The following is a 25,923-nucleotide window of genomic DNA, read 5'->3' on the forward strand; positions in this document are numbered from 1 at the left end:
GATCCGAACGGTTCCCATGACCCGCTACGTCCTCAAGAGGCTGGGACTGATGGCACTGCTGCTCTTCGGTGTCTCCGTCCTGGTGTTCTTCCTCTTCGCCCTCATGCCGGGCGACTATTTCAGCTCGAACCGACAGCTCACCCCGCAGCGCAAGGCCGAGCTCCGTGCCCTGAACGGCCTGGACCAGCCCGTGCCGGTGCGGTACTTCATCTGGCTCGGCAACATGCTGCGCGGCGAGTTCGGGTACTCCCTGGTCTACAACCGCCCGGTGACGGAACTCCTTGGACCGCTGATCGGCAACTCCTTCGTCATCGCCTTCGCGGGGTTCCTGCTGACCTGGGCGATAGCCCTCGTCTGCGGGGTGTTCGCCGCGACCCGGCAGTACTCCTGGTTCGACCGGCTCGTCACCGCGGGACTGTTCGCCTCGTTGTCGGTGCCGTCCTTCTTCATCGGTCTGCTGGCGATCAAGGTCTTCGCAGTCGACCTTCGCTGGCTGCCGACGGGCGGCATGCTGGATACTGCGAGTTCCTCGGACGGCTTCGCGCAATTCCTCGAAATCGCCCGGCACATGGTGCTGCCGGTGGGCATCCTCACCTTCCTCGGAGCGGGTGCGCTCACCCGCTATTTCCGCAGCGGGATGCTGGAGGCGCTGCATGCGGACTTCATCCGCACGGCCCGCGCCAAAGGACTGCGAGAGCGCACAGTGGTTTTCTCCCATGCGCTGCGTAATGCCCTGCTGCCCGCGATCACGCTCCTGGCTTTCGAGCTGCCGGCCCTGTTCTCCGGGGCGATCATCACCGAGCAGATCTTCAACTGGCCCGGCGTCGGGCGCATCCAGCTCGAATCGGTGCAGACCCGCGACTACGCGGTCCTGATGACCATCACCATGCTCCTGGCGTTCCTCACCATCCTGGGCAGCTTTCTGGCCGATGTGCTCTATGCCGTGGCCGATCCCCGGGTGCGGCTTCTCGGGTCGAGGAGAGTCTCATGAGCCACGGAGAACCGGCCCTCGAGAGCAGGGGCGCGATGGAGTTCCGCCGCCTGGTGCGGATTCCGGCCGCGAGCATCAGCATCGGTCTGCTCGCCTTCATGCTGCTCTTCAGTTTCCTCGGCCCCCTGCTCACCGGGTACACCGGGGACGAAATCAATCTGCGGATCGCGGAGCACGCCCCGGCGTCGAATCACTGGCTGGGCACCGATGAGTACGGCAGGGATGTCCTGACCAGGCTCATGCTCGCGGGGCGGATCTCACTCACCATCGGGGTCGCCTCGATGCTGCTGTCCCTGCTCCTCGGCGCCGTGCTCGGTCTCGTGGCGGGGTACTACGGCGGGATCGTGGACACGCTCATCATGCGGCTGGCGGATCTGCTCATGTCGATTCCGGGCCTGCCGCTGCTCATCGTGATGGCTGCCGTGCTCTCGGAACTGAAGGTCGCGCCCGAGTCGCGGATCTACATCGTGATGCTCCTGCTCAGTGTGATCGGCTGGCCTTCGCTGGCCCGATTGATCCGCGGCCAGGTGCTCTCCTTACGGGAGGCCCCGTACATGCGGGCGGCGGAGGTGCTGGGCTTGAGTGCCGCTTCACGCCAGTTCCGTCATCTGCTCCCGAATGTGATGCCGCTGCTCATCGTGGTGGCGACCTTGAGCACGGCCTCGGGAATCCTCAGCGAGTCCGCGCTGAGCTTCCTGGGTCTCGGCGTCGTCCCGCCCAACGCCTCGTGGGGGAACATGATCAACACCGCCAACAACCTGATCGACTTCCAGCAGCACTGGTGGCTGTGGGTGCCGCCCGGCGTCGCGCTCCTGATCACCGTGGCAGCGATCAACGTCCTCGGTGACCGGCTCCGGGATGTCTTCGATCCCAGGACGGGGAGGTGAACGTCATGGGGACAGAGCCGCTGCTGGGCGTGGAGGAGCTCAGCGTGCGTTTCCCCTCCGAGGGCGGCGGGCATCGTGTGGTGGTGGACCGTGTCAGTTTCGCGATCAGCCCGGGGGAGGTGCTCGGTATCGTGGGCGAGTCCGGCTCCGGCAAGAGCCTGACGGCGCTCTCGCTGCTGAAGCTCGTGGACGAGCCCGGAGAGATCTCCGGCGGCCAGGTCCTGTTCGACGGCGCCGACGTCCTCACGCTGCGCCGGACCGCCCTGCAGCGGATCCGTGGCGGCGAGGTGGGAATGATCTTCCAGGAGCCGGCGCGCTCCCTCAACCCGGTCTTCACGATCGGCAGGCAGTTGAGTGAGACGATCCGCGCCCATGAGTCCGTCTCGCGGGCGGAGGCGCGCGACCGTTCCATGGAGTGGCTCCGCCGGGTGGGCCTCCCCGACGCGGAACGGATCATGCGCTCTTACCCTCATGAACTGTCCGGCGGGATGCAGCAAAGGGCGATGATCGCCGTCGCCCTCTGCTGCGAGCCTCGACTGCTCATCGCGGATGAGCCGACGACGGCGCTGGACGTCACCGTCCAGGCCCAGATCCTCGAACTGCTGCTGGAGCTTCGCGACGAGACCGGGATGGCCATGCTGTTCATCACGCACGATCTGGGCGTCATCGCCGAGGTCGCCGATTCGGTGCTGGTCATGTACAACGGGCGGGCCGTGGAACGAGGAGACGTGTTCAGCATCTTCGAACAGCCGGTGCACCCTTATACCGAGGCTCTGCTCAGCGCCCGCCCGCTGCTCGGCCAGCGACTGGACCGCCTTCCCACGATTCCGGAGGATGTGCGCAGACTTGCGGCACAAGGACATGAAGTCACGGAGGTGCGCGCATGACGGGAAACGCCGCGCCGGTGCTCGTCGAGGCACGCGACATCGTGAAGGAGTTCCGCGCACGAGGCGGCGGTCGCCGGGCGCCTCGCGAGGCCGTGCGTGCCGTGGACGGGGTGAGCCTGAGCATCCGCGAGGGGGAGATGTTCGGACTGGTCGGCGAATCGGGAAGCGGCAAGACGACCCTGGGCCAGGCCGTCCTGAGGATGCATGAGCCGGACTCCGGTTCCGTGCGTTTCCGCGGGCAGGAGATCCTTGATCTTCCGCGTTCCGAGCTGCGCAGACTGCGCCCACGGATGCAGTATGTGTTCCAGGACCCGTTCGGGGCCCTCAACCCACGGCTGAGAATCGTCACCGCCATCGGCGAACCGATGCGCGCCCACGGTCTGGCGACTCGCGACGATGAACGGCAGCGGGTCATCGAGGTGCTGGAACAGTGCGGGATGGGCGCGGACGCCCTGGACCGGTACCCGCACGAGTTCTCCGGCGGACAGCGCCAGCGGATCGTCATCGCGCGGGCGATGGCCTTGAAGCCCGAGTTCGTGGTGGCGGATGAGCCGGTTTCGGCTCTCGACGTGTCGGTCCAGGGGCAGATCGTGAACCTGCTGTGCGATCTGCGTGAGGAACGGCGAACGTCCTTCCTGTTCATCTCGCATGATCTGAGCGTGGTGGAGCACATGTGCACCTCCGTGGCGATCATGTACCGCGGTGCGATCGTGGAACAGGGCAGCCGCGAGCAGATCTTCGACGATCCACGCCACCCGTACACGCGAGAACTGCTGGATGCGGTGCCGATCGTGAGCCCTCGGGAACGCGGGCAGCGCCGACGGCGCAGCGGCAATCGGTCATGGGATGTTCCAGGGGAACCACGCCGTGAACTGCGGGACGTGGGCGACGGGCACCTGGTGGCGCTGCCTGGACAGTGAAAGGGTGCCGGCAGCTGTCGCATGTGGCCCGCGCTTGTGAGGCGATCTGCCGGAAGAGAGCCTCATCGATCACCGACGGAACGGCCATGCTTGCCGTCCCGCGCCGGATGGCGTAACCGACTCTTTACATGAAAGTGATCTCCTGGCATTCAAGGGCCACCTCGGGAGCCATACGCTCACATAAGCGGGTGCGACACAGGCTTGATGACGCCATGCATCTCCCGCACCGAGGCGCTCTTGCGTCCCTGGCTGAGTCTCGACTGGGTTTTGGCTGGTGAGGGGGGTGTATTCGTTATCAGATCCTGACGCCGAAAATGTGGCCTATGTCACATTGCTGGGAGTACTCTCTTGGAAGTGCTCGTGGATACACCGCTGCGGGTGCATGATCAGACCCTGATTTGGCGCGGAGGCCAATTATGTACAGGAAGAAAGCCCTTTCAGTCACGGCAGTTGCGACGGTGGTGCTCGGCATGTTGATGTCCGGCTGCGCCAACCAGAGCGGCACAGGTACCACGGCCACCTCGGGTACCGATGGAGGCAAGGTGAACATCCCCGCGATCTCCAAGGTGGACGTTCCCGCAGCCGCAGTGCTCCCCGCAGGCGATGGCAAGGGCAAGTGCCCTGACGCGACAACCATCGCATACGCCGGTGCGGAAACCGGCCCGAATGCCCAGCTGGGCATCAACATCTTCAACGGCATCCAGCTGGCCGTCAACCAGCACAACGCCGCCAACCCAGGCTGCCAGGTGAAGTTCAAGAAGTTCGACACGGAAGGCGATCCCAACAAGGCCACCGGTCCTGTCACCCAGATCGTGTCCGAAGCAGACATCATCGGCGTGGTCGGTCTGCCGTTCTCCGGGGAGTCCAAGGCCACGGGCAACATCTTTGAGCAGAAGGGTCTGGTGCACATCACGCCCTCTGCCACCAACCCCGACCTGACCAAGAACGGTTGGACCACCTTCTTCCGTGCTCTCGGCAATGACGCCGTCCAGGGCCCCGCTGCAGCCAAGTTCCTCACAGACAAGCTGATGGCCAAGAAGGTCTACGTGGTGCAGGACGACTCGGACTACGGCATCGGCCTGGGCACCCAGACTTCCCAGGCCCTCGGTTCCGCCATGGTCGGCTCTGACAAGGTCATCACCGGCCAGAAGGACTTCTCTGCGGTGATCTCCAAGATCATGAACGCCAAGGCTGACACGGTCTACTACGCCGGTTACTACGCCGAGGGTGCACCGTTCGACCAGCAGCTGGTGGCCAAGGGTTTCACCGGTTCCTTCGTGGGCCCGGACGGTGTGAAGGATGACCAGTTCATCAAGCAGGCCGGCGACGCATCCTCCAACGCCTTCTTCACCTGCCCGTGCATCCCGGGCGAGCTGATCCCGAGCTTTGAGTCCGAGTACAAGAAGCTGACCAATGCCGAGCCTGGCACCTACTCCATCGAAGGCTACGACGCTGCCACCGTGCTGCTGTCCGGCATCGACCACGGCAAGCAGAGCCGTGCGGACCTCCTCGCCTGGGTCAAGGCCTATGACGCCGATGGCCTGTCCAAGCACTACAAGTGGGACAGCACCGGCGAGCTGGCGACTCCTGATGTCTACGGCTACAAGGTCGAAAGCGGCAAGATCGCTCCGATTGGCGTGATCGGCAAGTAAGGCCGGTAGTTCCAAGAGAATGCTGGGGGTATGCGGTCATGGGTGCCCCCAGCATTTCTCTTGATCACCTCAGGAAGCTCCTATGATCAGTGAAGCAATCCCCAGCCTCATCCACGCCGTGCCACTGACAGTGCCCACGGACGATTCCTGGATCACCTTCGACGTCAACTCTCTGGCCCAGAACTTCTGGAGCTCCACTTTCGACGGCCTGACGTTCGGTGCCATTTACGCTTTGGTGGCCCTGGGCTACACCCTCGTTTACGGAGTCCTCAACCTCATCAACTTCGCCCACTCAGAAGTGTTCATCGTGGGCTGCTACGGCGTGTTCTTCACCCTCAGCGGGCTGAATTTCGGTCCGTCCGCACCTCATCTGCCGTTCTGGGCGATTGTAGGCAATCTCCTCCTGGCTCTGGTGGTGGCCGTCATTGCCTCCGCCCTTACGGCCGTCGTCGTGGAGCGGGTGGCCTACAAGCCGTTGCGCAGACGCAAAGCCCCCCGGCTGGCGTTCCTCATCACCGCGATCGGTGTCTCCTTCGCCATTCAGTACCTCATTTACTGGTGGCGCGGCCCCAGCCCGGAACCGGCGCTGACCATGTTCCGCCCTACGCCCATCTTTGACGTGTTCGGCACCATCATCGACTCCCAGCAGCTGGTGATCATCATTGCCGCCGTCATCCTGATGGTGGCCACGGATCAGTTCATTCGGAAGTCCAAGACCGGCAGGGGCATCCGCGCTGTGGCTCAGGACCCGGACACGGCAACGCTCATGGGCGTCAACAAGGAAAAGATCATCCTCACCACCTTTGTGATCGGCGGCGTCCTGGCCGGTGCGGCAGCCCTGTTCTACGTCATGAAGATCCCGTCCGGTGTCCAGTACAACGGTGGCTTCATCTTGGGTGTCAAGGCCTTTGCCGCGGCAGTCCTGGGCGGCATCGGCAACGTGCGCGGCGCCCTCCTGGGCGGCCTGCTGATCGGCCTGATCGGCAACTACGGACAGGTGCTTCTGGGCAGTTCACAGTGGACGGACGTCGTGGCGTTCCTGGTCCTGGTCCTGGTGCTGGTCGTGCGTCCTGATGGCATCCTGGGAAGCTCGCTTGGAAAGAGTAAGGCATGAGCACCACAGACGGCCCCACCCTCGTCCCTGACTCGGCAGCCGCTCAGGCGATGGCCGACCGGGAAGGCAGGAATCGTCGTCGTCAGGGTTGGTTCCCTGGTCTTGGCGACAAATGGAACGCGCTCCCGCGCCAGATCCAATGGCTCTGGCTCATGGTGGTCGTGGTCATCGCGTACCTGCTGCCCATCCTCAACCCTCCGTTGATCACCACGGAACCCGGCAACAATTGGCAGATCGCTCTGGCTCAGATGGCTGTCTACGCTCTCGTCGCCGTGGGTCTGAACGTCGTGGTGGGCTATGCAGGCTTGCTGGACCTTGGCTATGTGGCCTTTTTCGCCGTGGGATCCTACACGGCGGCCATGTTCACCAGTCCGGACTCGCCGTACCTCCACATCCCGTACCTGTGGACCCTGCCGCTGGCCATGGCGATCACCATGTTCTTCGGCGTGCTGCTGGGCGTGCCCACCCTGCGTCTGCGCGGCGACTACCTGGCTATTGTGACGCTCGGCTTCGGTGAGATCGTCCGCATTCTGGCCACCATCATCCCGGCCATGAAGGGCCAGGTGGGTTTCCAGAATGTGGGCCGCCCTCCGGGGACGGACGCCGACGGCCAGCCGATCTTCCTGAATTCGAACGGCACCCCCTGGTACTGGCTCACGCTGACGATCATCATCATCGTGTTGCTCCTGGCCGGAAATCTGGAACGCAGCCGTGTGGGCCGTGCCTGGATCGCCATCCGAGAGGATGAGGATGCCGCGGAGATCATGGGAGTTCCGACGTTCAAGTACAAGGTCTGGGCGTTCGCCATCGGGGCGTCCGTGGGCGGGCTCTCCGGTGCGCTTTTCGCCGGGCAAGTGGGTTTTGTGAACAACCAGAAGTTCGACATCGCCACATCGATCCTGTTCCTGGCCGCCGTGGTTCTGGGCGGCACGGGCAATAAGGTCGGCGCCGTCCTGGGCGGCGCCCTGGTGGCATACATCCCGCTGCGGTTCACCGCGATTGCGGAGTTCAAGTACCTCATCTTCGGTGTGGCACTGGTGCTCATCATGATCTTCCGTTCAGGCGGTCTGCTCCCGGCGCGTCAGCGTCTGCTGGCGTACGGACGGCTGGCATATAACAAGCTCAAGGAGCCTCAGACGGGCCGACGCGCCCAGGTGGCCACGGATGGCGGGAAGGCGGCCGGAGATGAGTGAAGCGGCCGAACCGGAAATCGACGTCGAGGCGCTGAAGGAACAGGGCGTGGACCTCGACGTCGCCGAGAAAGCGGCACCGGAACGGGACATTTCGGTCAAGGTGGGGGAGCCTCTGGTCCAGGTGGAGAATCTGACCATGAAGTTCGGCGGCCTCACGGCCCTGGACAAGGTCACGTTCGACATCAACCGCGGTGAAATCCTGGGGCTGATCGGCCCTAACGGCGCCGGGAAGACCACCTGTTTCAACGCCATGACGGGCGTGTACAAACCGACGTCCGGGACGGTGAAACTGGAAGGCAAGCCTCTCAACGGCCTGCCCCAGCACAAGATCACCCGGCGTGGCCTGGCCCGCACGTTCCAGAACATCCGCCTTTTCGGCGAGATGACCGCGTTGGAGAACGTGGTGGTAGGGCTGGACGCCCGTCACAAGACGAGCGTGGGCGGTGCGCTGCTCCGGCTCCCCACCCACGTCCGGGAGGAGAAATCCGCCATCGAACGCGGCATGGCACTCCTGGAATTCGTAGGCATTGCGGATCACGCGCAGTACCTGTCCCGGCACCTGCCGTACGGGTACCAACGGAGGCTGGAAATCGCCCGCGCACTGGCCACGGACCCCAAGCTCCTGTGTCTGGACGAGCCGGCCGCCGGCTTCAACCCGGCGGAGAAGGAAGAGCTCATGGCGCTGATCCGGACCATCCGGGATGACGGCTACACGGTTCTGCTCATCGAGCACGACATGAAGCTGGTCATGGGAGTCACGGACCGCATCGTGGTGCTGGAGTTCGGTAAGAAGATCGCCGACGCTGTGCCCAAGGAGATCCGCGAGGATCCGAAAGTCGTAGCCGCCTACCTCGGGGAGCCTGAAGATGAGCTTGCTTGAGCTGAAGAACGTGACCGTCCACTACGGGCGCATCCGGGCCATTCACAACATGTCCTTCACCGTGGAGGAGGGGGAGATCGTTTCCCTGATCGGTGCCAACGGGGCCGGGAAGACGACCACCATGCGGACCGTGTCCGGCCTGCTCAACCCGTCGTCGGGGAACATCACCTTCATGGGCCAGGACATCACCTCCATGAAGGCCCACCTCCGCGTCGTCAAGGGCATCTCCCAGGCGCCGGAAGGCCGAGGGATCTTCCCTGGCATGACGGTCATGGAGAACCTGGGCATGGGGTCGTACGGCCGCAAAGACAGTTCGGGGATCGCCAAGGACCTGGAGCGGGTGTTCGACCTGTTCCCGCGGCTGAAGGAGCGGTCCAAACAGTTCGGCGGCACCATGAGTGGCGGCGAACAGCAGATGCTCGCCATCGGGCGGGCGCTGATGTCCAATCCGAAACTGCTCCTCCTGGATGAGCCGTCCATGGGCCTGGCCCCGCAGTTCATCCGCCAGATCTTCAAGATCGTCACGGAGATCAACGAGCAGGGCACCACGGTGCTGCTGGTGGAGCAGAACGCCAATCAGGCGCTGGCCCGCTCGCATCGTGCGTTTGTTCTGGAGACCGGGTCCATCACGCACGAGGGGACCGGGAAGGAGCTCCTGGCCAACCCGGCCATCAAGGAGGCGTACCTGGGCGTCGCCTGATGTAGGCCCGGCGCAAGAAGTCCCGGGACTGTCGTGGTTCCGGGCTCTTGCATTTCAGCGACGGCGGGCGTTGCGCCAGCTGCCGCGTTCAGGGCACCTGTCGCATGTGGCCCGTGGCTGGACACAATGCGCTGTGCCTCGGGCGGACTGCAACAATATGGGGAAGGGCCCCGGCCCCGCCTTGCTCCGTCTGCCCGGAGCGGAGGCCGCACGGAAAGGACCGACAGTGACCGACCCCAAGTCCAAGGTCCCCGCAGCTGACAACACGCTGCGCATCCTCAAACTCCTCAGCTCGCGCCGCGGCCCGCAGCCGGCCAGCGCCATCGCCAGCGCCCTGGATCTTCCCCGCTCCACGGTGTACCAATTGCTCGCCGTGCTGGAAGAGCACGGACTCGTGATGCACCTCAAGGAAGAGAAACGATACGGGCTCGGCCTCGGCGCGTTCGAGCTCAGCAGCGCCTACAGCCGGCAGGAGCCCATCTCCCGGCTGGGCCGTCCCTTGCTCGCATCCCTCGTCGACGTGCTCGGGGAAAGCGCCCATCTGGCCGTGCTGCACGGCCGCGACGTGCTCTACATCGTCGAAGAGCGTGCCAAGGGCCGTCCCTCACTGGTCACCGACGTCGGCGTCCGACTGCCGTCCCATCTGACCGCGAGCGGCCGTGCCATTCTCGCCGCCCTGCCGAAGGCGCAGGTCAGGGCCCTGTACCCGAGCGCTGCGGCGTTCGTTTCGCGTACTGAATCGGCGGGCGGGATCACGGGATACGCGGCCCTCTCCCGGCATCTGGACGACGTCAGGATCCGTGGCTTCGCCACCGAACACGGTGAGGTGACTCCGGGCTTCGGTTCGGTGGCGGCCGCCGTGACCGACCATCTCGGATGGCCGACGGCGGCCATCGCCGTGACCTTCATCGAAGACCGGGTTCCCGCAGAGGAATGGCCGGCGCTCGCCGCACGCATCCAGAAGGTGGCTGACGAGCTGACCACCAGGCTCTACGGCAAGGCCAAGGGCTGAACTTTCACCGCGTGCTCAGCGGGACGCGGTGCCGGCCGTCGACCGCCGGGCCGTGAGCCTGCTCGCGACGTCGACGTGCCGCGTGGCGGGCTCGTCCCCCTCGATCAGTGCGCGCAGCGTGCGCCCGGCGGCGGTGCCGAGCTCCCCGGAAGGCAGGCTGACGCTCGTCAGCGGCGGACTCGTGTGCCGGGAGTACGGCAGATCATCGAAGCCGGCGACGGCGAGGCGCTCCGGAACGTCGAGGCCTGCCTCTGCCGCGGCGCCCAGGACCCCGTAGGCATGGGTGTCGGTGCAGCCGACGACGGCGCTGACGCCCGCCGCGTCCCACGCCGGCCAGGCCTTCGCGAAGGCCGCGGCGGCGTCGTCGATGTCCGTCAGGGAGGCGGCGCCTCCGTGAACCTCGAGACCGAGTCCGTGAGCGGTCGCCTGGAAGGCGTCCCGGCGCACCCGGAACGTGGCGGCATCGATGGTGCTGTCCAGGTAGCCGATCCGGCGGTGCCCTCGAGCCGCGAGGTGACGGGCGAGCTGCGCGGCACCGTCGGCCACGTCCAGGTTGACGCTGGGCAAGCGTCCTTCCAGGCCGGGCGCATCCAGCAGGACGGCTCGCGTTCCCGAGGGGAGGCTGTCCACGAGTTCGGCGTTCGGGGCGTCGATGAGGAACCCCGCAGGGCGCAGGGAGAGCAGCTTGCGGATGGTTCCCGGGTCGATCTGGCGTCCCGGCCCGCCGACCGAGAGCAGCAGCTCGTACCGTTCGCCCAGGGCGGTCCGGGCCTCCGAGATGAGTTCGGCGTAGAACGGGTTGGCGATGTCCGTGGCCACCAGGACCACCACGGGGCTGAAGCCCCTGGAGAGCGTGCTGCCGGCAGTGTCCACCACATAGCCGAGGCGTTCGACGGCGGCCTCGACCCGCCCGCGATTGGCGGCGGAGACGCGGCCCTGTGCCTTGCCGCTGACCACGAGCGACACCGTCGCGGTGGAGACCCCGGCTTCGCGGGCGACCATGGCGGCGGTGATCCGGCCGGACGGCGCGCCTCGTTCGCTGCTGGGGGTCGCGCCGTCGTCGTCCATGCGGTCCATCTTAGGCGAGTGCGTCCTGGGCTGTGCCGCTTGAGATCAAGCGTTTGACGTTAAGCGTTTGACGTCGCTCCGTGAACGGTGTCACACTCCTAGGTGTACTCTCGCCGCCCGCCCGGCGGCCCGCCCCCGACGACGTGGAGCAACCATGCCTCTTGTCACCGCAGACAACAGCCCCCGCAAGATCATCCTGGACTGCGACCCCGGCCATGACGACGCCGTCGCCATGCTCCTGGCGCACGGCAACCCGAACATCGAGCTGCTCGCGGTGACCACCGTGGTGGGCAACCAGACGCTGGAGAAGGTCACGCGCAACGCCCTCTCCGTGGCGACGATCGCCGGCATCACGGGCGTCCCCTTCGCCGCCGGCTGCGCCCGCCCGCTGGTCCGCACCATCGAGACCGCGCCGGACATCCACGGGGAGAGCGGCCTGGACGGTCCGGTCCTGCCGGAGCCCGCCTTCGGTCTGGATGAGCGCCACGCCGTGGATCTCATCATCGACACCGTCATGGCCCACGAGCCCGGCAGCGTCACTCTGGTGCCCACCGCCGGCCTGACCAACATCGCCCTGGCGGCGCGCAAGGAACCCCGCATCGTGGAGCGCGTCCGCGAGGTGGTCCTCATGGGCGGCGGGTACCACGTCGGCAACTGGAGCGCCGTGGCCGAGTTCAACATCAAGATCGACCCCGAGGCCGCCCACATCGTCTTCAACGAGTCCTGGCCCGTGGTCATGGTCGGCCTCGACCTGACCCACCAGGCCCTGGCCACCCCGGACGTCGTCGAGCGCATCGCCGCGATCGGCACCAAGCCGGCGCAGTTCGTCGTCGAACTCATGGACTTCTTCGCCGCCACCTACAAGGATGCGCAGGGCTTCGACTTCCCGCCCGTGCACGACCCGTGCGCCGTCGCCTACGTCATCGACCCGAGCGTCATGACGACGCAGCGCGTCCCCGTGGACATCGAACTCAACGGCACCCTCACCCTCGGCATGACCGTCGCCGACTTCCGCGCCCCGGCGCCGGACGACTGCACCACCTCCGTGGCCGTGGACCTGGACCGCGAGAAGTTCTGGGACCTGGTCGTCGAGGCCATCCAGGCCATCGGTGAGCCCGAGCTGGCAGGTGCCGCGGCATGAGCGCCTCCACCGCCACCAAGTCGGGGCCCGGCGTCGGGGTTCTGACCGCAGCGCTGCTGACCGCCTGCATCGCGTTCCAGCTCAACGCCTCCATGCTCAGCCCCGCACTGGTCTCCATGGAGCACGAGCTCCACACCGATCAGGCGACCATCGGCCTCAGCCAGACCTGGTTCTTCACCGCCGCGGCGCTGTTCTCCCTGTTCCTGCCGCGCCTCAGTGACATCGTGGGCCGTAAGCGCGTCCTGGTGGGCATGATGGCGCTCATGGCGATCGGTTCGGTCATCGCCGCCGTCGCGCCGGACGTCAGCTGGGTCTTCGTGGGCCGCATCATCCAGGGTGTGTCCGGGCCCACCGTTCCGCTCTGCCTGCTCATGCTGCGCTCCGCCATCGATGACCCACGCCGTTACGGCTCTCTCATGGGACTCATCACGGCGGTCAACGGCGGCGTGGCCGGCGTCGACTCCTTCGTGGGCGGCTTCTTCACCGAGCATTACGGCTTCCGCAGCCTCTTCTGGATCATGACCGCGCTGGCCGTCGTGGCGGCCGTGCTGGTGTTCGTCCTGGCACCCGAGTCCAAGCCGCAGGCGGGGACGCGGATGGACTGGGCCGGGGTGTTCTTCATCGTCGTGGCCGTCGGCGCCGTGCTGACGGCGCTCAACAGCGCGGCCGGCCTGGTCTCCGCGTTCGACGCCGGGACGCTCACGCTTTCGCTCGTCCTCGCCCTGGTGGGCGTGGCCGCGTTCATCGGCTTCTGGACGGTGGAGAAACGCTCTGCTCAGCCCATGGTGGAGATCGTCCACCTGCGCCAACGCTCCATGTGGGCCCTGCTGCTCACGACCACCCTGACCATGACCGGCATTTTCGCCGTCATCAACGGGATCGTTCCGGCGTTCGTGCAGGCCGCGTCCCCGGGCTTCGCCGTCGGGCCCACCGAGATGTCCCTCATGATCCTCACCCCGTACGCGCTGCTCGGCTGGCTGGTCGGCCCGTTCAGCGGACGGCTCGCCCCGGTGCTCGGGTACCGCAAGACCCTGCGATTCGGCATGATCGGCAGCCTGGTGGCGCTGGCCGTCATCGCGTTCTTCGGCCTGAGCAGCCTGCCGGTCATGATCATCGCAACCGCGCTGCTCGGCATCGCCTACGCTGGCACCGTGAACATCATGCTCAACGGTCTCGGAGTCGTGCTGTCGCCGAAGAGCAACCCGGGCTTCCTGCCCGGCATGAACGCCGGTGCGTTCAATCTCGGCGCGGGGCTGAGCTTCCTGGTCCTGCCCGCGGTGCTTCAGGCCTCGCAGTCGCTGGGTGACGCCAAGGCGTCCTACCTCACGGTGGTGCTCACGGGCCTGGTCGTCACGCTGGCCGCGTTCGCCGTGTCCTTCCTGATCCCCCGCCCCACCGAAGCAGAGGTACAGCAGTGAGTCATGTCGTCGTCGTCGGATCCCTCAACGCGGATCTGACCCTTTACGCCGAGCGCATGCCGCTGCCTGGCGAGACCGTCATCGGCACCGGGTTCGTGGTGCAGCCCGGTGGCAAGAGCGCCAATCAGGCCGTCGCCGCGGCGCGGCTCGGAGCGGACGTCCGGCTCATCGGCGCCGTGGGAGACGATGCGAACGGGGCCATGCTGCTCGATTCCGCGCGCGACGCCGGCGTGGACGCCTCCGCTGTGCGTCGCATCGGCGGCGTGCCCACCGGCGTCGCGGGCATCACCGTGGACGCGCAGGGTGAGAACAGCATCGTGATCGTGGCCGGAGCCAACGGGGAGCTGTCGCCGGAGGATGTCGGCCGCTCGGCCGCCGTGTTCGACGGCGCCTCCGCGGTGTGCCTCTGCCTCGAGGTGTCTCAGGAGACGGTGCTCGCGGCGGCTCAGGCGGGCCGCGCGGCCGGGGCCACCGTGATCCTGAACCTCTCGCCGTTCGCCGCGATCCCCGCGGACCTCGTGGCGGCCACGGACATCCTGCTGGTCAACGCTCACGAGGCCGGTCAGCTCCTGGGCCGTGAAGCCCCTGCGGCCGAGGGGGAGGACTGGTCCGCCGTGGCCGGGGCCTTCGCCGAGGCCGGATTCTCCCGGGTCCTGGTGACGCTGGGTGCGCAGGGCGTCGTGGTGCTGGACGGCGCGGGTTCCGGGGAGGAAGCCGCCATCGAGCGGATCGCCGCCACGCGCATCGAGCCCGTGGACACCACCGGTTCGGGCGACGCGTTCACCGGAGGACTCGCGACGCGGCTCGCTGCGGGGGATTCTCTTGTTGAGGCGGCACGCTACGCCTCCGTGGCTGCCGCACACGCCGCCACGAGCCGTGGAGCCCAGGCCTCCTACGGCACCGACGCCGATGTTGCAGCCCTCCGGGGGAACTGAGGTCTGAGGGTCAGGCCAAACCGGACCCGGTGCGGAGCGGACTCGGAGCGGAACCGGACCGGATCGGGCGGCCGAGCGGAACCGGACCGGAGCGGCTGAGTCCGCTATTCCCGGCGCCGTCTCCGGTCGAGTCCGCTACCCAGGGCGCGAGTCAGCTATCCGGGGTAGCGGATTCGCGCCCGCGATAGCGGACTCGCCGGGCCCTGTTGCTGAAGTCGCTGGTTTCAGGTGCCCTGCTTGCTGATCTCGCTAGCTAGGTGCCAGTTCGCTCCGAAAATGAGCGATTCGGCACCGAACCAGCGAGGTCGGCTCCAGGGCAGGTTGCGACTAAGCCCGCCATAGCTGACTCGGCCAGGGTCCTGTCCTGAGTTGACCGGATCGGATCGGGTCGGCAACGGTCCCGCCCTGAGTTCGCCGGATCGGATCAGCCACGGTCCTGTCCTGAGTTGACCGGATCGGAACAGCCACGGCCCTGTCCCGGGCCAACCGGCTCGGCCACCCTCTCCGGCCCCGACTAGGCTGAAGACATGGCCCCACGTCAGAGTCTCGTTCCCGGACCGGTGGACCGGCGCGCCGTCCTGAAGATCGCCGCCACGGCGCAGGAAGCAGCGACCCTGCCGGCCAGCCCGGACTACATCGTCTTGCCGGGGATGAGCGTGCCCCGCCGTCTTCTTCTCGGGGTCATCCTGATCGCCGGCAGTGTGCTCGGCGTCTGGGTGATCACCGTGGGCGCCTGGGATGACGAGGGTTTCTTCCCCTGGTTCTGGAACGTCCTCTGGCTGATCTTCCCCTGGGTCTTCCTCCTCCCGGCCTGGTTCGGCTACTTCGCGGGCTGGAAGCGGTACGCCGATTCGCGCCGATTCATCGACCACTACAGCGCGTTCCGGCAGGAGTCCGTCCGGGTGCCGGGCACCGTCGCCGAGACCCTTGCGATGACCGCTGAAAGCAACGACGCCGTCTCGGCGCTGGTGGTGAAAGTGCACTACGAGTGGCCGCCCGGTCAGCCGTCCGACGTCGTCGTGGCATCGCGAGCACCCGGCATCAGGCGCCCCGAAGCTCCGGAGAAAGGCGACCCGGCCTTCGTCTGGATCGAGCGCGACGCGGGGTACTCGACGTCGGGCGCTCCGGCGTCGTCGGCCAAGGCACGCAAGCTGGTCCAGATCTCCCGCGCCGTGCGGAAGGAACAAGCGGCGGACGGGCAGAAGCCCGGGCTTGCCCAGGAACTCGAAGCTCTCGCTGCGCTGCACCGTAACGGCGAACTGAGCAACGAGGAGTTCGCTGCGGCGAAGGCCCGGTTGCTCAGCTGAGACCGCCTCCTCAGTCGCCGAGATGCCGTGCCTGAGCCCGGATGATGTCGAGGAATGACACCACGTCCGGCCGGGGGTCATGAGCGGGCACCAGCATCTCCAACGGCAGTCTGGCAGGAGCCTTCAGGTGGACCGCCGTGGTGCCGGGGGCGAGATGTCCGACGGCAGAGCGGGGCACCAACGCGAAGGCCCTGTTCTCCGCGATCAGATAGGAACGAGCACCCACGATGAGCGGTGAGCTGACCAGAATCAGAGGTGTCAGGTTCCGGTCGGTGCAGATGCCGAGCAAAGCGTCGTAGTAGCCGGGGTTCTGTTCGCGAGGCCAGAGGAGCAGGGGCAGATCTCCGAGAGTGTCCAGCTCGAGAGTCTCCTCCCGGGCGGCTGGATGTTTGACGCTGAGGACGGCCATTACCGGCTCCTCAACCAGGACCTCCTTCTCATGGCCCGGGATGCTGGGGAGAAAGCGTCCCAGTCCGATATCGCCGCTGTGTGTCTGGATCCCCTCCAGGATTCCGCCGGTGTTCACGCCGACATCGTGGATGCGCAATTCGGGGAGTTGGTCTTCGGCCACACGGATGGCGTCGGGCAGCAACTTGTTGATCACGCTCGGCGATGCGACCACAGTCACCGCCTTGGCACGAGGTTCCGCCAAGCGTTCCGCCGCGCGCACCAGGCGCTGCGCCGCGGCGAGAAGCTCTGCGCTTTCCTTCATCAGGGCCGCTCCGGCGGCGGACAAGGCCGCCGCCCGCCGGGATCTGTCGAAAAGCTCGATGCCCAAGCCTCTCTCCAGGCGGCGGATCTCCTGGCTCACCGTCGGCTGTGACAGGAGAAGGCGTTCGGCGGCGCGAGCGAAGTGCAGTTCTTCGGCGACCGCGAGGAAGATCTCCACCTGCCGCAGTGTGATTTTCATAGATAAAGACTATCTATTGATTGACAATTCATTCTCGTTTTCGTTAATTCGTGGTTTTAGCGTGGAACCCGGGCAGGACGCTCCATCGTTCAGATCGCCAGGAAGGGCGGACTATGACATCAACAACTTTCACGAACGGAATCGTGCTCTCCGAGGAAGTCGCCGATGCCGTTGCGACCGGCCGCCCTGTGGTCGCTCTGGAATCGACCATTTTCACGCACGGGCTCCCCAAACCCAGGAACCTGCAGGTCGCCTTGGAAGCGGAACAGTCCCTCAGGGACGCAGGAGTGGTTCCGGCGACGATCGGGGTGTACCGCGGCACGCCCACGGTAGGTCTCTCGGCGGTGCAGATCGAGGAACTCGCGGGCGACCTTCCCGTGGTCAAAGTGAGTCTGAGGGACCTGCCGACCGCTGCCGCCATGAACCTGAGCGGGGGGACCACCGTCGCCGCGACGGCGTTCCTCGCGCATCGCGCAGGGATCAAGGTCTTCTCGACGGGCGGCCTCGGAGGTGTGCACCATGGCGCATCAGAGACGTTCGACGAATCGGCTGACATGACGACCCTGGCCAAAACGCCGATCATCGTCATCAGCGCCGGGGTGAAGTCGATTCTGGACGTAGCAGCGACTTTGGAACGTTTCGAGACGCTGAACATCCCGGTGCTGGGATTCGGCACGCGCCGCTACCCGGGCTTCTATGTTGCGGACTCAGGTCACGCGGTGGAACACCAGGTGGATACGCCGGAAGCCGTGGCGGAGGTGTCCAGAGCCCGAGACTTGCTCGGCATCGAGTCGGCTCTTCTGCTCGCCAACCCTGTGGCGGACGACAAGCAGCTCCCGCCCGAAGAACTCGACGCGATCCTGGCCAAAGCCTGGGCCGAAGCGGAGGCGCAGGGCATCTCCGGTAACGCGACGACACCTTTCCTCCTCGATTTCATCCAGCGGGACACTCAGGGCCGTAGTTTGGATGTCAACGTCGAGGTCTACCGTGGCAACGTCGTCCTGGGCGGTTCCGTTGCCAAAGCACTCGCCGGGTGACAAGGAAAGAGGCACGAATATGCTCGGAGTGATCGGAGACCTCGTGGAGGATGTCGTCGTCTGGCTCGGTGAAAACATCCAGCACGGCACTGACAGCAAGGTCGAGATCTTTCACACCCGTGGCGGGAGCGCGGCCAATGTCGCGGTCTTCGCAGCACCCCTGTATCCGACCCGATTTCTCGGATGCGTCGGAGATGATCATTCCGGTCGCTTTCTCGTGGACAGCCTCGCGGCATCGGGCGTCGACGTTTTCGTCCAGCGAGGTGGACGGACGGGAACCGTCGTCATCCTGATTGACGAGAGCGGGGAACGGACCATGTTCCCTCAGCGAGCAGCTTCAACATTGCTGCAGGATGTTCCTGAAGCGTGGCTCGAGGAGCTGGAACTTCTGCACATCCCTGCCTATTCGTTCAGCGCCGGTCCTCTGGCCGACACGGCGACGACGGTCGCACGAGCCATGAAAGAACGCGGTGCAGCTGTTTCGATTGATGCGTCCTCCACCGGGATGCTCCGCGAGTACGGGGTGGAGGCGTTCATGGAGTTGCTCTCAGATATCGCCCCGGACTTCCTCATCGCCAATGAGGGAGAAGCAGCCCTGCTCGAACTCTCCGAGCGAGGTCTCCCCGGACGCCACTTGAGCCGCCTGCCGACAACGACGGTCATCGCGAAGGCCGGGCCGCGCCCGACGTCCATTCACGAGCCTGGAAAGCCTGTCCGGACGGTTCCTGTTCCGCCGGTGGACAGGATCAGGGATCTCACGGGCGCCGGCGATGCCTTTGCCGCAGGATTCCTGACGGGCTTCCTTGCCAGCCGCGATCTCGAAGAGGCCTGCCAACGGGGCCACACCACCGCGGCACAGGTCCTCTCCTCTCCCGGAGCATCCTCCGCCGGATCCGTGAGCTCGGACGGCTGAGCCTTCGGGCTGCTGAATCCCGGACGCTGAATCCGGGGCCGGGTGCCCCTGCGCCCGGCCCCCGGTCCGGCCGACATTTTCCCTTACTTCGTCTCCCCTCCCGGGGATCGGTCGTGTCTTCTGAAAGGAAGCCCCCATGGTCGAGATTTCTTCTCTTGTCGTGACGAGCGCAGGCAGGGTACGGATCCGGATGCTGATGGTCGCGTTGCTGGCGGCTTGTGTGGCATTCCAGCTCAACGCCAGCATGCTCAGCCCTGCTTTGGTGGTCATGGCGAAAGAGCTGAACACGGATGAGGCCAGCATCGGACTCACCCAGACAGCGTTCTTCACCAGTACCGCGCTGTTCGGGCTCTTCCTGCCCCGGTGGAGTGACATCCGAGGGCGGAAGCTGGTCATGATCCTCATGCTCGGTGGCATGACGCTCGGGGCCGTGCTGGCGGCCGTCGCTCCTAACCTCCAGGTTCTGTTCGTGGCGCGGGCCATGCAAGGAGTCTCGGGCTCGATCGTCTCCATTTCACTCATGATGCTGCGCAGCGAGGTGAATGATCGACGTCGGTACGGTGTCCTGCTCGGCGTGATCACTTCTGTCAACGGCGGAATCGCCGGCCTGGACGCCTTGTTGGGCGGGTTCCTGGCGATGCACTTCGGATTCCGCTCCATCTTCTGGGTCATCGCCGTCGTGGGCGTGGCAGCAGCTGCGCTGGTGCTGAGCTTCAGTGATGAATCTCGGCCTTCCGCCGGAGTGCAAATGGATTGGTGGGGCACGGTCCCCTTGATCCTGGCCGTCCTGTTTCTCCAGTCGGCAGTCAATGAAGCTGGGGCCGGGCCTGCTGCCGGCTGGGGCCGGGTCGGTGGCTTTCTGCTCGCCGCTGTGCTTGCAGCCGGAGTGTTCTGGGTGGTCGAGTCACGTACTCGGGAGCCTCTTGCCTCAACACTCCTTCTTCGTCGCAGGGCTACCTGGGCGATGTTCCTGACGACAATGCTGACCATGGCCGGGATCTTCGCGACAGTGAACGGTCTCGTCATGTCCCTCGCGCAGAACCCCACGGAAGGTTTCGGCTTGTCCGCCGACACCGCGTCTCTCCTGCTGCTCACTCCTTACGCGATCGCAGGTTGGCTCGTGGGGCCGCTTGCGGGCCGCATTGCTCCCCGCATCGGCTACCGCACGGTGCTCCGCTGGGGCCTGTTTGCGAGCATCGTCATCAGCATCGTCCTCGGGTTGGTGGGTGTCGGTTCGCTCCCGGTGCTTGTGATCTGCACTTGCCTCCTCGGGGTCTTCTACGCAGGCATGGTCAACATCATGCTCAACGGACTGGGCGTGGTCCTTTCCCCTCCGGCGAATCCAGGTTTCCTGCCTGGGCTCAATGCGTCGGCATTCGGTCTCGGTGCCGGCCTGAGCTTCGCGATCCTGCCCGCCGTTCAGCTCATGACCGGCTCATACACCGGGGGAATCCTGGCTGGGGCTGCGATCACCGTCGCGTCCCTGCTGGTCTCATGGCTGATCCCCAAGCCCGAGAACGCCGAACTTGAGCAATGAAAGGTCCTGATGATCTTCTGCGAGGGACGCCGCCACGGCGGGCTCGGAGCTTCGGAGCGTCTCGGCTCCTCGGCGACCGATTCGGCAGGCTTTCTCCCGAACTGGCGACGACGATCCTGGCGGTGGGCGCTGTGCCCCTGAGCGTGTTCACCCAGGTTCCGGCCTGGGGGATTTTTCTCGGCTGGTCGGCAGCATCTCTCTTCCCGACCCGGGCCCCCGCCACGCAGACACTGAGAGTGCTGATCCTCTGCCTGACCTTCGGCGGGGTATGCGGAGCGGTCATGCTCCTGCTGCAGGACCTGGCTTTCTCCCTTGCCGCTCCGGGAACACCTCCTTGGCTTTGTTCCGTGGCGATCCTGATCCCACTCAATCCATTGATGCTCTTCGTCGCCCGGAGTCCTGCCTTCGCCTCGGTCCCTGGAATCTTCATCGGATTCTCCACCGCGGCGGCGCTCGGGTCGGGGGCGGAACATTTCGGCTGGGGGGATGCGGCGTCGGTGGCCGTCGCCGGAATCCTCTCGAACTGCATCGGGGTCGGGATCAGCCGATTGTTCACGGTACTGACCGTGCGAGAAGGGATGCTTGAGGTGCCTGTTCCGCGCCGTGATAAAAGTGTGGAGATTAAGGTGGACCTCCGATGAAAGGACCTCATGGACACCACCCCCGTCTACCTCGACTGCGACACCGGGATCGATGACGCCCTGGCGCTGGCGTATTTGCTCGCTTCGCCTCGTGCGGAGCTGCTGGGCGTCGGCACGGTCAGCGGCAACAGTGACGCCGCGCAGTGCGCCCGCAACACCCTGGACCTGTTGGCGCTCGCAGGCCGGTCCGACATCCCGGTGGCGATCGGCAACCATGACTTCCAGGCCGCGCCGTACGGTGGGGGATCCCCGCACGTGCACGGCGACAACGGCATGGGAGGGGTTCGGCTGCCGCGCTCTCCGCGGGAACCTGAGGCGGAGACCGCGGCGGAGATGCTGATCCGCCTGGCGCACGAACAGCGGGGGAAGCTGCACGTCATCGCCGTCGCCCCGTTGACCAATCTCGCCGAGGCGCTGCGTCGTGAGCCCCGGCTTCCGGAACTGGTGGCGCACGTGACCATCATGGGCGGCGCGGCCCTCGCCCCCGGCAACATCACCGCGGCCGCCGAGGCGAACATCTTCCACGACCCTGAAGCCGCGGCGGAGGTCCTCGCAGCTCCTTGGCCGGTCACGCTGGTGCCCTTGGACGTGACCATGGCGGAAGTGATGGAGGAGGACCGACGACGGCGGCTGGCCGACTCCGGGCGGCCCGTCCCGGAAGCGCTCGGGCGGATGCTGGAACACTACTTCGAGTTCTACCGGGAGATCTTCGGCAGGCCTTGCTCCGCGATGCACGATCCGCTCGCAGCGGCCATCGCCATCGGAGACGTGGCGGTGACCGATGCGCCGTCGGTGCGAGTCGCGGTCGAGACGGGGAACGGTCCCGCACGTGGCGCCACGGTCTGCGATCTGCGCGGCAGGTACCGTGGCAACGGCGACCAGAGCGGTGCGCATTGCCGGGTGGTGCTGGAGGCTGAGGCGGGGTTCCCGGACTTCCTGGTGGAGAGCCTGATGCGGGCGTTCTGAGCGGCTTCCGCCAGGTGTACGCCAGCGGCCAGTGCAGGCCGCGGTCACTGGCCCCTGACGTACACCTGGCGACGTGGCGGGCCTCACAACCCTTCCAGAACCGTCCTGTCCGGAACTCCGGACGCAGACGTCCGGGATTCCGGACAAGACCCCTGGAAAGCCTCTCGTGGCGGGGCTCCAAGTGCGGTGTAGTTGTAGGGAAGCACAGCGCAGAATCCGCGACGGCAAGGACGCCGGACGAGGAGAGCGCATCGAACCCCGACGCCCCAAGGAGTCACCATGGCACCCGCCGATTTCACCACCGGAACCCGCCCGGTCAAGGCACCCCGCGGCACCGAGATCTCCGCCAAGAGCTGGCAGACCGAAGCGCCCCTGCGCATGCTCATGAACAACCTCGACCCGGAGGTCGCAGAACACCCCGAGGACCTGGTCGTCTACGGCGGCACCGGCCGCGCCGCCCGCTCCTGGAAGGCGTTCGACGCCATCTCCGACACCCTGAAGGACATGGAGGAGGACGAGACCCTCCTGGTCCAGTCCGGCAAGCCGGTGGGCGTGTTCCGCACCAACAAGTGGGCCCCGCGCGTGCTCATCGCCAACTCCAACCTGGTGGGCGACTGGGCCACCTGGCCCGAGTTCCGCCGCCTCGAGGCCGAGGGCCTCATGATGTACGGCCAGATGACCGCCGGTTCCTGGATCTACATCGGCACCCAGGGCATCCTGCAGGGCACCTACGAGACCTTCGCCGCCGTCGGCAACAAGCTCCAGGCTGAGGGCCGCATGGCTCCCAGCACCGGCAACGAGGGCCCGCTGGCCGGCACCCTGACCCTGACCGGCGGCTGCGGCGGCATGGGCGGCGCTCAGCCGCTCGCCGTGACCCTGAACGACGGCGCCTGCCTTATCGTCGACGTCGACGAGACCCGTCTGCGCCGCCGCGTCGGCAAGCGTTACCTGGATGAGGTGGAGACCGATCTGGACGCCGCCATCGCCAAGGTGAACAAGGCCAAGGAAGAGCGTCGTGGCTGGTCCGTGGGCTACGTCGGCAACGCCGCCGAGGTCTTCCCGGAGCTGCTGCGCCGCCACAAGGCCGGCGAGCTGACCATCGACGTCGTCACCGACCAGACCTCCGCACACGACCCGCTGTCCTACCTGCCCGAGGGCATCGCCATGGACGAGTGGAAGCGCGAGGCCGAGGGCGATCCCGAAGGCTTCACCAAGAAGGCTCAGGTCTCCATGGCCCGCCACGTCCAGGCCATGGTCGAGTTCCAGGATGCCGGCGCCGAGGTCTTCGACTACGGCAACTCCATCCGCGACGAGGCCCGCAAGGGCGGCTACGAGCGTGCCTTCTCCTTCCCCGGCTTCGTCCCGGCGTACATCCGCCCGCTGTTCTGCGAGGGCCTCGGCCCGTTCCGCTGGGTCGCCCTCTCCGGCGATCCCGAGGACATCCGCGTCACCGATGAGGCCATCAAGGAGCTCTTCCCGGAGAACAAGCACCTCCACAAGTGGATCGACGCCGCTCAGGAGCGTGTGGAGTTCGAAGGCCTCCCGGCCCGCATCTGCTGGCTCGGCTACGGCGAGCGTCACAAGGCCGGCCTGCTCTTCAACAAGCTGGTCGCCGAGGGCAAGGTCAAGGCCCCGATCGTCATCGGCCGTGACCACCTCGATTCCGGTTCCGTGGCCTCCCCGTACCGCGAGACCGAAGCCATGAAGGACGGCTCCGACGCCATCGCCGACTGGCCCCTGCTGAACGCCCTGACCGCCGCTTCCTCCGGCGCGACCTGGGTCTCCATCCACCACGGTGGTGGCGTGGGCATCGGCCGCTCCATCCACACGGGCCAGGTCTCCGTGGCCGACGGCACCGAGCTGGCCGCCGCCAAGCTGACCGCACTCCTCACCAACGACCCGGGCATGGGCGTCATCCGCCACGTCGACGCCGGCTACGAGCGCGCCGTCGAGGTCGCCGCCGAGCGCGGTGTCCGGATTCCGATGCAGGGCTGACACCCAGGATTGACCCACTTCCATCTATTGTCCCCACCGGCTCCCCAAGCTCGTACCTCGCTCGGGGCCCCTCGCCGGCGTGGGCCCTCCGTAGTTGTCGTTTTGAGGGTTCAAAACGACAACTACGGAGCAGTCGATTCTCCTAAGGAACAGAGACTTCTCATGACCACCACCACTGCTGAGACCACGGTCGTCCTCAACTCCGCCGGCGTCACCGCCGAGGACGTCCTCGCCGTCGCCCGTCACGGCGCCCAGATCACCATCTCCCAGGAAGCCTTGGACAACGTGTCCAAGGTCCGTGCCCACATCGACGAGCTGGCCGTCAGCGACACCCCCGCTTACGGCATCTCCACCGGCTTCGGTGCCCTGGCCAACCGCCACATCCCCAACGACATGCGCACCCAGCTGCAGAAGTCGCTGATCCGCAGCCACTCCGCCGGCATGGGCCCGGCCGTGGAGCGCGAAGTCGTCCGCGGCATCATGTTCCTGCGCGCCAAGACCATGGCCTCCGGCCGCACCGGTGTTCGCGCCGAGGTTCTGGAGACCTTCGTCAAGGTCCTCAACGCCGGCATCACCCCGCTGGTCCGCGAGTTCGGTTCCCTGGGCTGCTCCGGCGACCTCGCCCCGCTCTCCCATTGCGCCCTCGTGGTCATGGGTGAAGGCGAAGCCGCGGGCCCCGACGGAGAGCTCTACGGCGTCGCAGGCCGCCCGTCCGTCGCCGAGCTGCTCGCCGCGCACGGCATCGAGCCGGTCACGCTCGCCGAGAAGGAGGGCCTCGCGCTCGTCAACGGCACCGAGGGCATGCTCGGCATGCTGCTCATGGCCATCGCGGACCTCCGCAATCTGATGACGACGGCGGACATCACCGCCGCGCTCTCCGTTGAGGCGCTGCTCGGCACGGATCAGGTGTTCCTGCCTGAGCTGCACGCTGCTCTGCGTCCGCACCCGGGCCAGGCCGCCAGCGCCGACAACATGCTCAAGGTGCTCTCCGACTCCAAGATCGTGGCCTCGCACCGCGTGGGCGACTCCCGTGTGCAGGACGCCTACTCGCTGCGCTGCGCCCCACAGGTGGCCGGTGCTGTCCGCGACACCGTGACCCACGCCGAGCTGGTCGCCACCCGTGAGCTCGCCGCCGCGATCGACAACCCGGTGGTCCTGCCCGACGGCCGCGTGTCCTCCAACGGCAACTTCCACGGCGCCCCCGTGGCCTACGTGCTGGACTTCCTCTCCATCGCCGTGGCGGACCTGTCCTCCATCGCCGAGCGTCGTACCGACCGCATGCTGGACCCGGCCCGCTCGCACGGTCTGCCGGCCTTCCTCGCCGACGATCCCGGAGTCGACTCCGGCCTCATGATCGCCCAGTACACCCAGGCCGGCCTCGTCTCGGACAACAAGCGCCTGGCCGTCCCGGCATCCGTGGACTCCATCCCGAGCTCCGCCATGCAGGAGGACCACGTGTCCATGGGCTGGCACGCCGCCCGCAAGCTGCGCAAGGCCGTGGAGAACCTCCGCCGCGTCCTGGCCATCGAACTGGTCGCCAGCTGCCGCGCCCTGGACATCCGCACCCAGCTGTCCGACGGTGAGCTGACCCCCGGCCCCGCCGGTGCCGCCGTGCTCGAGGTGCTGCGCGCCGTCGTCGAGGGCCCGGGCGCCGACCGTTTCCTCTCCCCGGAGCTGGAGTCCGCCGACAAGCTCGTGGGCGCCGGTGCGATCCGCGAAGCAGCAGAGAAGGCCGTGGGCACCCTGGCCTGATCTTCCACCCGCCGACGCGGGGTCACTTAGAGCCCTTGAATCCTCCGGGATCGGGCCTTAAGTGACC

The 25,923-nt window shown here is 66.4% G+C and carries 23 protein-coding genes; 21 read left to right on the top strand and 2 right to left on the bottom strand.

Features of this window, described 5'->3' with window-relative positions:
- Positions 1-16 precede the first annotated feature (16 nt).
- The 10 genes from ACIPXZ_RS10665 (at position 17) to ACIPXZ_RS10710 (ending at position 10,236) form a co-directional block, all read left to right on the top strand.
- Complete coding sequence (locus ACIPXZ_RS10665; RefSeq protein WP_400593613.1) at positions 17-991, top strand: ABC transporter permease; 975 nt, start codon at positions 17-19, stop codon at positions 989-991.
- A complete protein-coding gene (locus tag ACIPXZ_RS10670; RefSeq protein ID WP_400593616.1) occupies positions 988-1,878 on the top strand; it encodes an ABC transporter permease in 891 nt (296 codons plus the stop codon). The genes ACIPXZ_RS10665 and ACIPXZ_RS10670 overlap by 4 nt, the downstream gene beginning before the upstream one ends.
- A gap of 5 nt (positions 1,879-1,883) precedes the next feature.
- Positions 1,884-2,765, top strand: coding sequence for an ABC transporter ATP-binding protein (locus ACIPXZ_RS10675; protein ID WP_400593619.1), 882 nt, complete (start codon positions 1,884-1,886; stop codon positions 2,763-2,765).
- A complete protein-coding gene (locus ACIPXZ_RS10680; protein ID WP_400593622.1) occupies positions 2,762-3,685 on the top strand; it encodes an ATP-binding cassette domain-containing protein in 924 nt (307 codons plus the stop codon). Before ACIPXZ_RS10675 ends, ACIPXZ_RS10680 begins: the two co-directional genes overlap by 4 nt.
- A gap of 416 nt (positions 3,686-4,101) precedes the next feature.
- Entirely contained in the window at positions 4,102-5,337 is a 1,236-nt protein-coding gene (locus ACIPXZ_RS10685) for a branched-chain amino acid ABC transporter substrate-binding protein (RefSeq protein ID WP_400593625.1), read from the top strand.
- Positions 5,338-5,419: 82 nt separating this feature from the next.
- Complete coding sequence (locus tag ACIPXZ_RS10690) at positions 5,420-6,451, top strand: branched-chain amino acid ABC transporter permease (protein ID WP_400593628.1); 1,032 nt, start codon at positions 5,420-5,422, stop codon at positions 6,449-6,451.
- Complete coding sequence (locus ACIPXZ_RS10695; protein WP_400593630.1) at positions 6,448-7,644, top strand: branched-chain amino acid ABC transporter permease; 1,197 nt, start codon at positions 6,448-6,450, stop codon at positions 7,642-7,644. The genes ACIPXZ_RS10690 and ACIPXZ_RS10695 overlap by 4 nt, the downstream gene beginning before the upstream one ends.
- On the top strand, positions 7,637-8,524 hold the full coding sequence (locus tag ACIPXZ_RS10700; RefSeq protein ID WP_400593633.1) for an ABC transporter ATP-binding protein: 888 nt from the start codon (positions 7,637-7,639) through the stop codon (positions 8,522-8,524). Before ACIPXZ_RS10695 ends, ACIPXZ_RS10700 begins: the two co-directional genes overlap by 8 nt.
- The gene (locus tag ACIPXZ_RS10705; protein WP_400593963.1) at positions 8,517-9,224 is read left to right on the top strand and encodes an ABC transporter ATP-binding protein; all 708 of its coding nucleotides are present in this window, start codon (positions 8,517-8,519) and stop codon (positions 9,222-9,224) included. The genes ACIPXZ_RS10700 and ACIPXZ_RS10705 overlap by 8 nt, the downstream gene beginning before the upstream one ends.
- A 157-nt stretch (positions 9,225-9,381) precedes the next feature.
- Positions 9,382-10,236, top strand: coding sequence for an IclR family transcriptional regulator (locus ACIPXZ_RS10710; protein ID WP_400593636.1), 855 nt, complete (start codon positions 9,382-9,384; stop codon positions 10,234-10,236).
- A gap of 15 nt (positions 10,237-10,251) precedes the next feature.
- Here the strand turns inward: ACIPXZ_RS10710 and ACIPXZ_RS10715 are convergent, their stop codons facing one another.
- Positions 10,252-11,304: a LacI family DNA-binding transcriptional regulator gene (locus tag ACIPXZ_RS10715; protein WP_400593639.1), complete on the bottom strand. Its 1,053-nt coding sequence runs from the start codon at positions 11,302-11,304 to the stop codon at positions 10,252-10,254.
- Positions 11,305-11,458: 154 nt separating this feature from the next.
- On the opposite strand from ACIPXZ_RS10715, the gene ACIPXZ_RS10720 reads away from it, so the two are divergent.
- The 4 genes from ACIPXZ_RS10720 (at position 11,459) to ACIPXZ_RS10735 (ending at position 16,105) form a co-directional block, all read left to right on the top strand.
- On the top strand, positions 11,459-12,445 hold the full coding sequence (locus ACIPXZ_RS10720; RefSeq protein WP_400593642.1) for a nucleoside hydrolase: 987 nt from the start codon (positions 11,459-11,461) through the stop codon (positions 12,443-12,445).
- Positions 12,442-13,863 carry an MFS transporter gene (locus tag ACIPXZ_RS10725; protein ID WP_400593645.1) on the top strand — a complete coding sequence of 474 codons (1,422 nt, stop codon included), beginning with the start codon at positions 12,442-12,444 and terminating at the stop codon, positions 13,861-13,863. The genes ACIPXZ_RS10720 and ACIPXZ_RS10725 overlap by 4 nt, the downstream gene beginning before the upstream one ends.
- Complete coding sequence (locus ACIPXZ_RS10730; RefSeq protein WP_400593647.1) at positions 13,860-14,798, top strand: ribokinase; 939 nt, start codon at positions 13,860-13,862, stop codon at positions 14,796-14,798. Before ACIPXZ_RS10725 ends, ACIPXZ_RS10730 begins: the two co-directional genes overlap by 4 nt.
- Before the next feature lie 527 nt (positions 14,799-15,325).
- Positions 15,326-16,105 (top strand): SHOCT domain-containing protein, encoded by a 780-nt coding sequence (locus ACIPXZ_RS10735; RefSeq protein WP_400593650.1) that lies wholly within the window; start codon positions 15,326-15,328, stop codon positions 16,103-16,105.
- Positions 16,106-16,115: 10 nt separating this feature from the next.
- Here ACIPXZ_RS10735 and ACIPXZ_RS10740 read toward each other — a convergent pair whose 3' ends face one another.
- On the bottom strand, positions 16,116-17,015 hold the full coding sequence (locus ACIPXZ_RS10740) for a LysR substrate-binding domain-containing protein (RefSeq protein WP_400593653.1): 900 nt from the start codon (positions 17,013-17,015) through the stop codon (positions 16,116-16,118).
- Between the two features lie 113 nt (positions 17,016-17,128).
- Between ACIPXZ_RS10740 and ACIPXZ_RS10745 the strand changes: the two genes are divergently transcribed.
- The 7 genes from ACIPXZ_RS10745 to hutH all read left to right on the top strand — a co-directional run bounded on the left by ACIPXZ_RS10745 (position 17,129) and on the right by hutH (position 25,856).
- Complete coding sequence (locus ACIPXZ_RS10745) at positions 17,129-18,052, top strand: pseudouridine-5'-phosphate glycosidase (protein ID WP_400593656.1); 924 nt, start codon at positions 17,129-17,131, stop codon at positions 18,050-18,052.
- Between the two features lie 19 nt (positions 18,053-18,071).
- Positions 18,072-18,965, top strand: coding sequence for a carbohydrate kinase family protein (locus tag ACIPXZ_RS10750; RefSeq protein WP_400593658.1), 894 nt, complete (start codon positions 18,072-18,074; stop codon positions 18,963-18,965).
- 136 nt (positions 18,966-19,101) lie between these two features.
- Positions 19,102-20,502 carry an MFS transporter gene (locus ACIPXZ_RS10755; RefSeq protein ID WP_400593661.1) on the top strand — a complete coding sequence of 467 codons (1,401 nt, stop codon included), beginning with the start codon at positions 19,102-19,104 and terminating at the stop codon, positions 20,500-20,502.
- A complete protein-coding gene (locus ACIPXZ_RS10760) occupies positions 20,499-21,143 on the top strand; it encodes a DUF1097 family protein (protein ID WP_400593664.1) in 645 nt (214 codons plus the stop codon). Before ACIPXZ_RS10755 ends, ACIPXZ_RS10760 begins: the two co-directional genes overlap by 4 nt.
- Positions 21,144-21,152: 9 nt before the next feature.
- Positions 21,153-22,109: a nucleoside hydrolase gene (locus ACIPXZ_RS10765; protein WP_400593667.1), complete on the top strand. Its 957-nt coding sequence runs from the start codon at positions 21,153-21,155 to the stop codon at positions 22,107-22,109.
- A gap of 279 nt (positions 22,110-22,388) precedes the next feature.
- Positions 22,389-24,104 (top strand): urocanate hydratase, encoded by a 1,716-nt coding sequence (locus ACIPXZ_RS10770; RefSeq protein ID WP_400593670.1) that lies wholly within the window; start codon positions 22,389-22,391, stop codon positions 24,102-24,104.
- Between the two features lie 162 nt (positions 24,105-24,266).
- A complete protein-coding gene (gene hutH / locus ACIPXZ_RS10775) occupies positions 24,267-25,856 on the top strand; it encodes a histidine ammonia-lyase (RefSeq protein ID WP_400593672.1) in 1,590 nt (529 codons plus the stop codon).
- Positions 25,857-25,923 lie beyond the last annotated feature (67 nt).

The organism is Arthrobacter sp. NPDC090010 (assembly GCF_044748305.1).
In the GTDB taxonomy this organism is placed as follows: domain Bacteria; phylum Actinomycetota; class Actinomycetes; order Actinomycetales; family Micrococcaceae; genus Arthrobacter_E.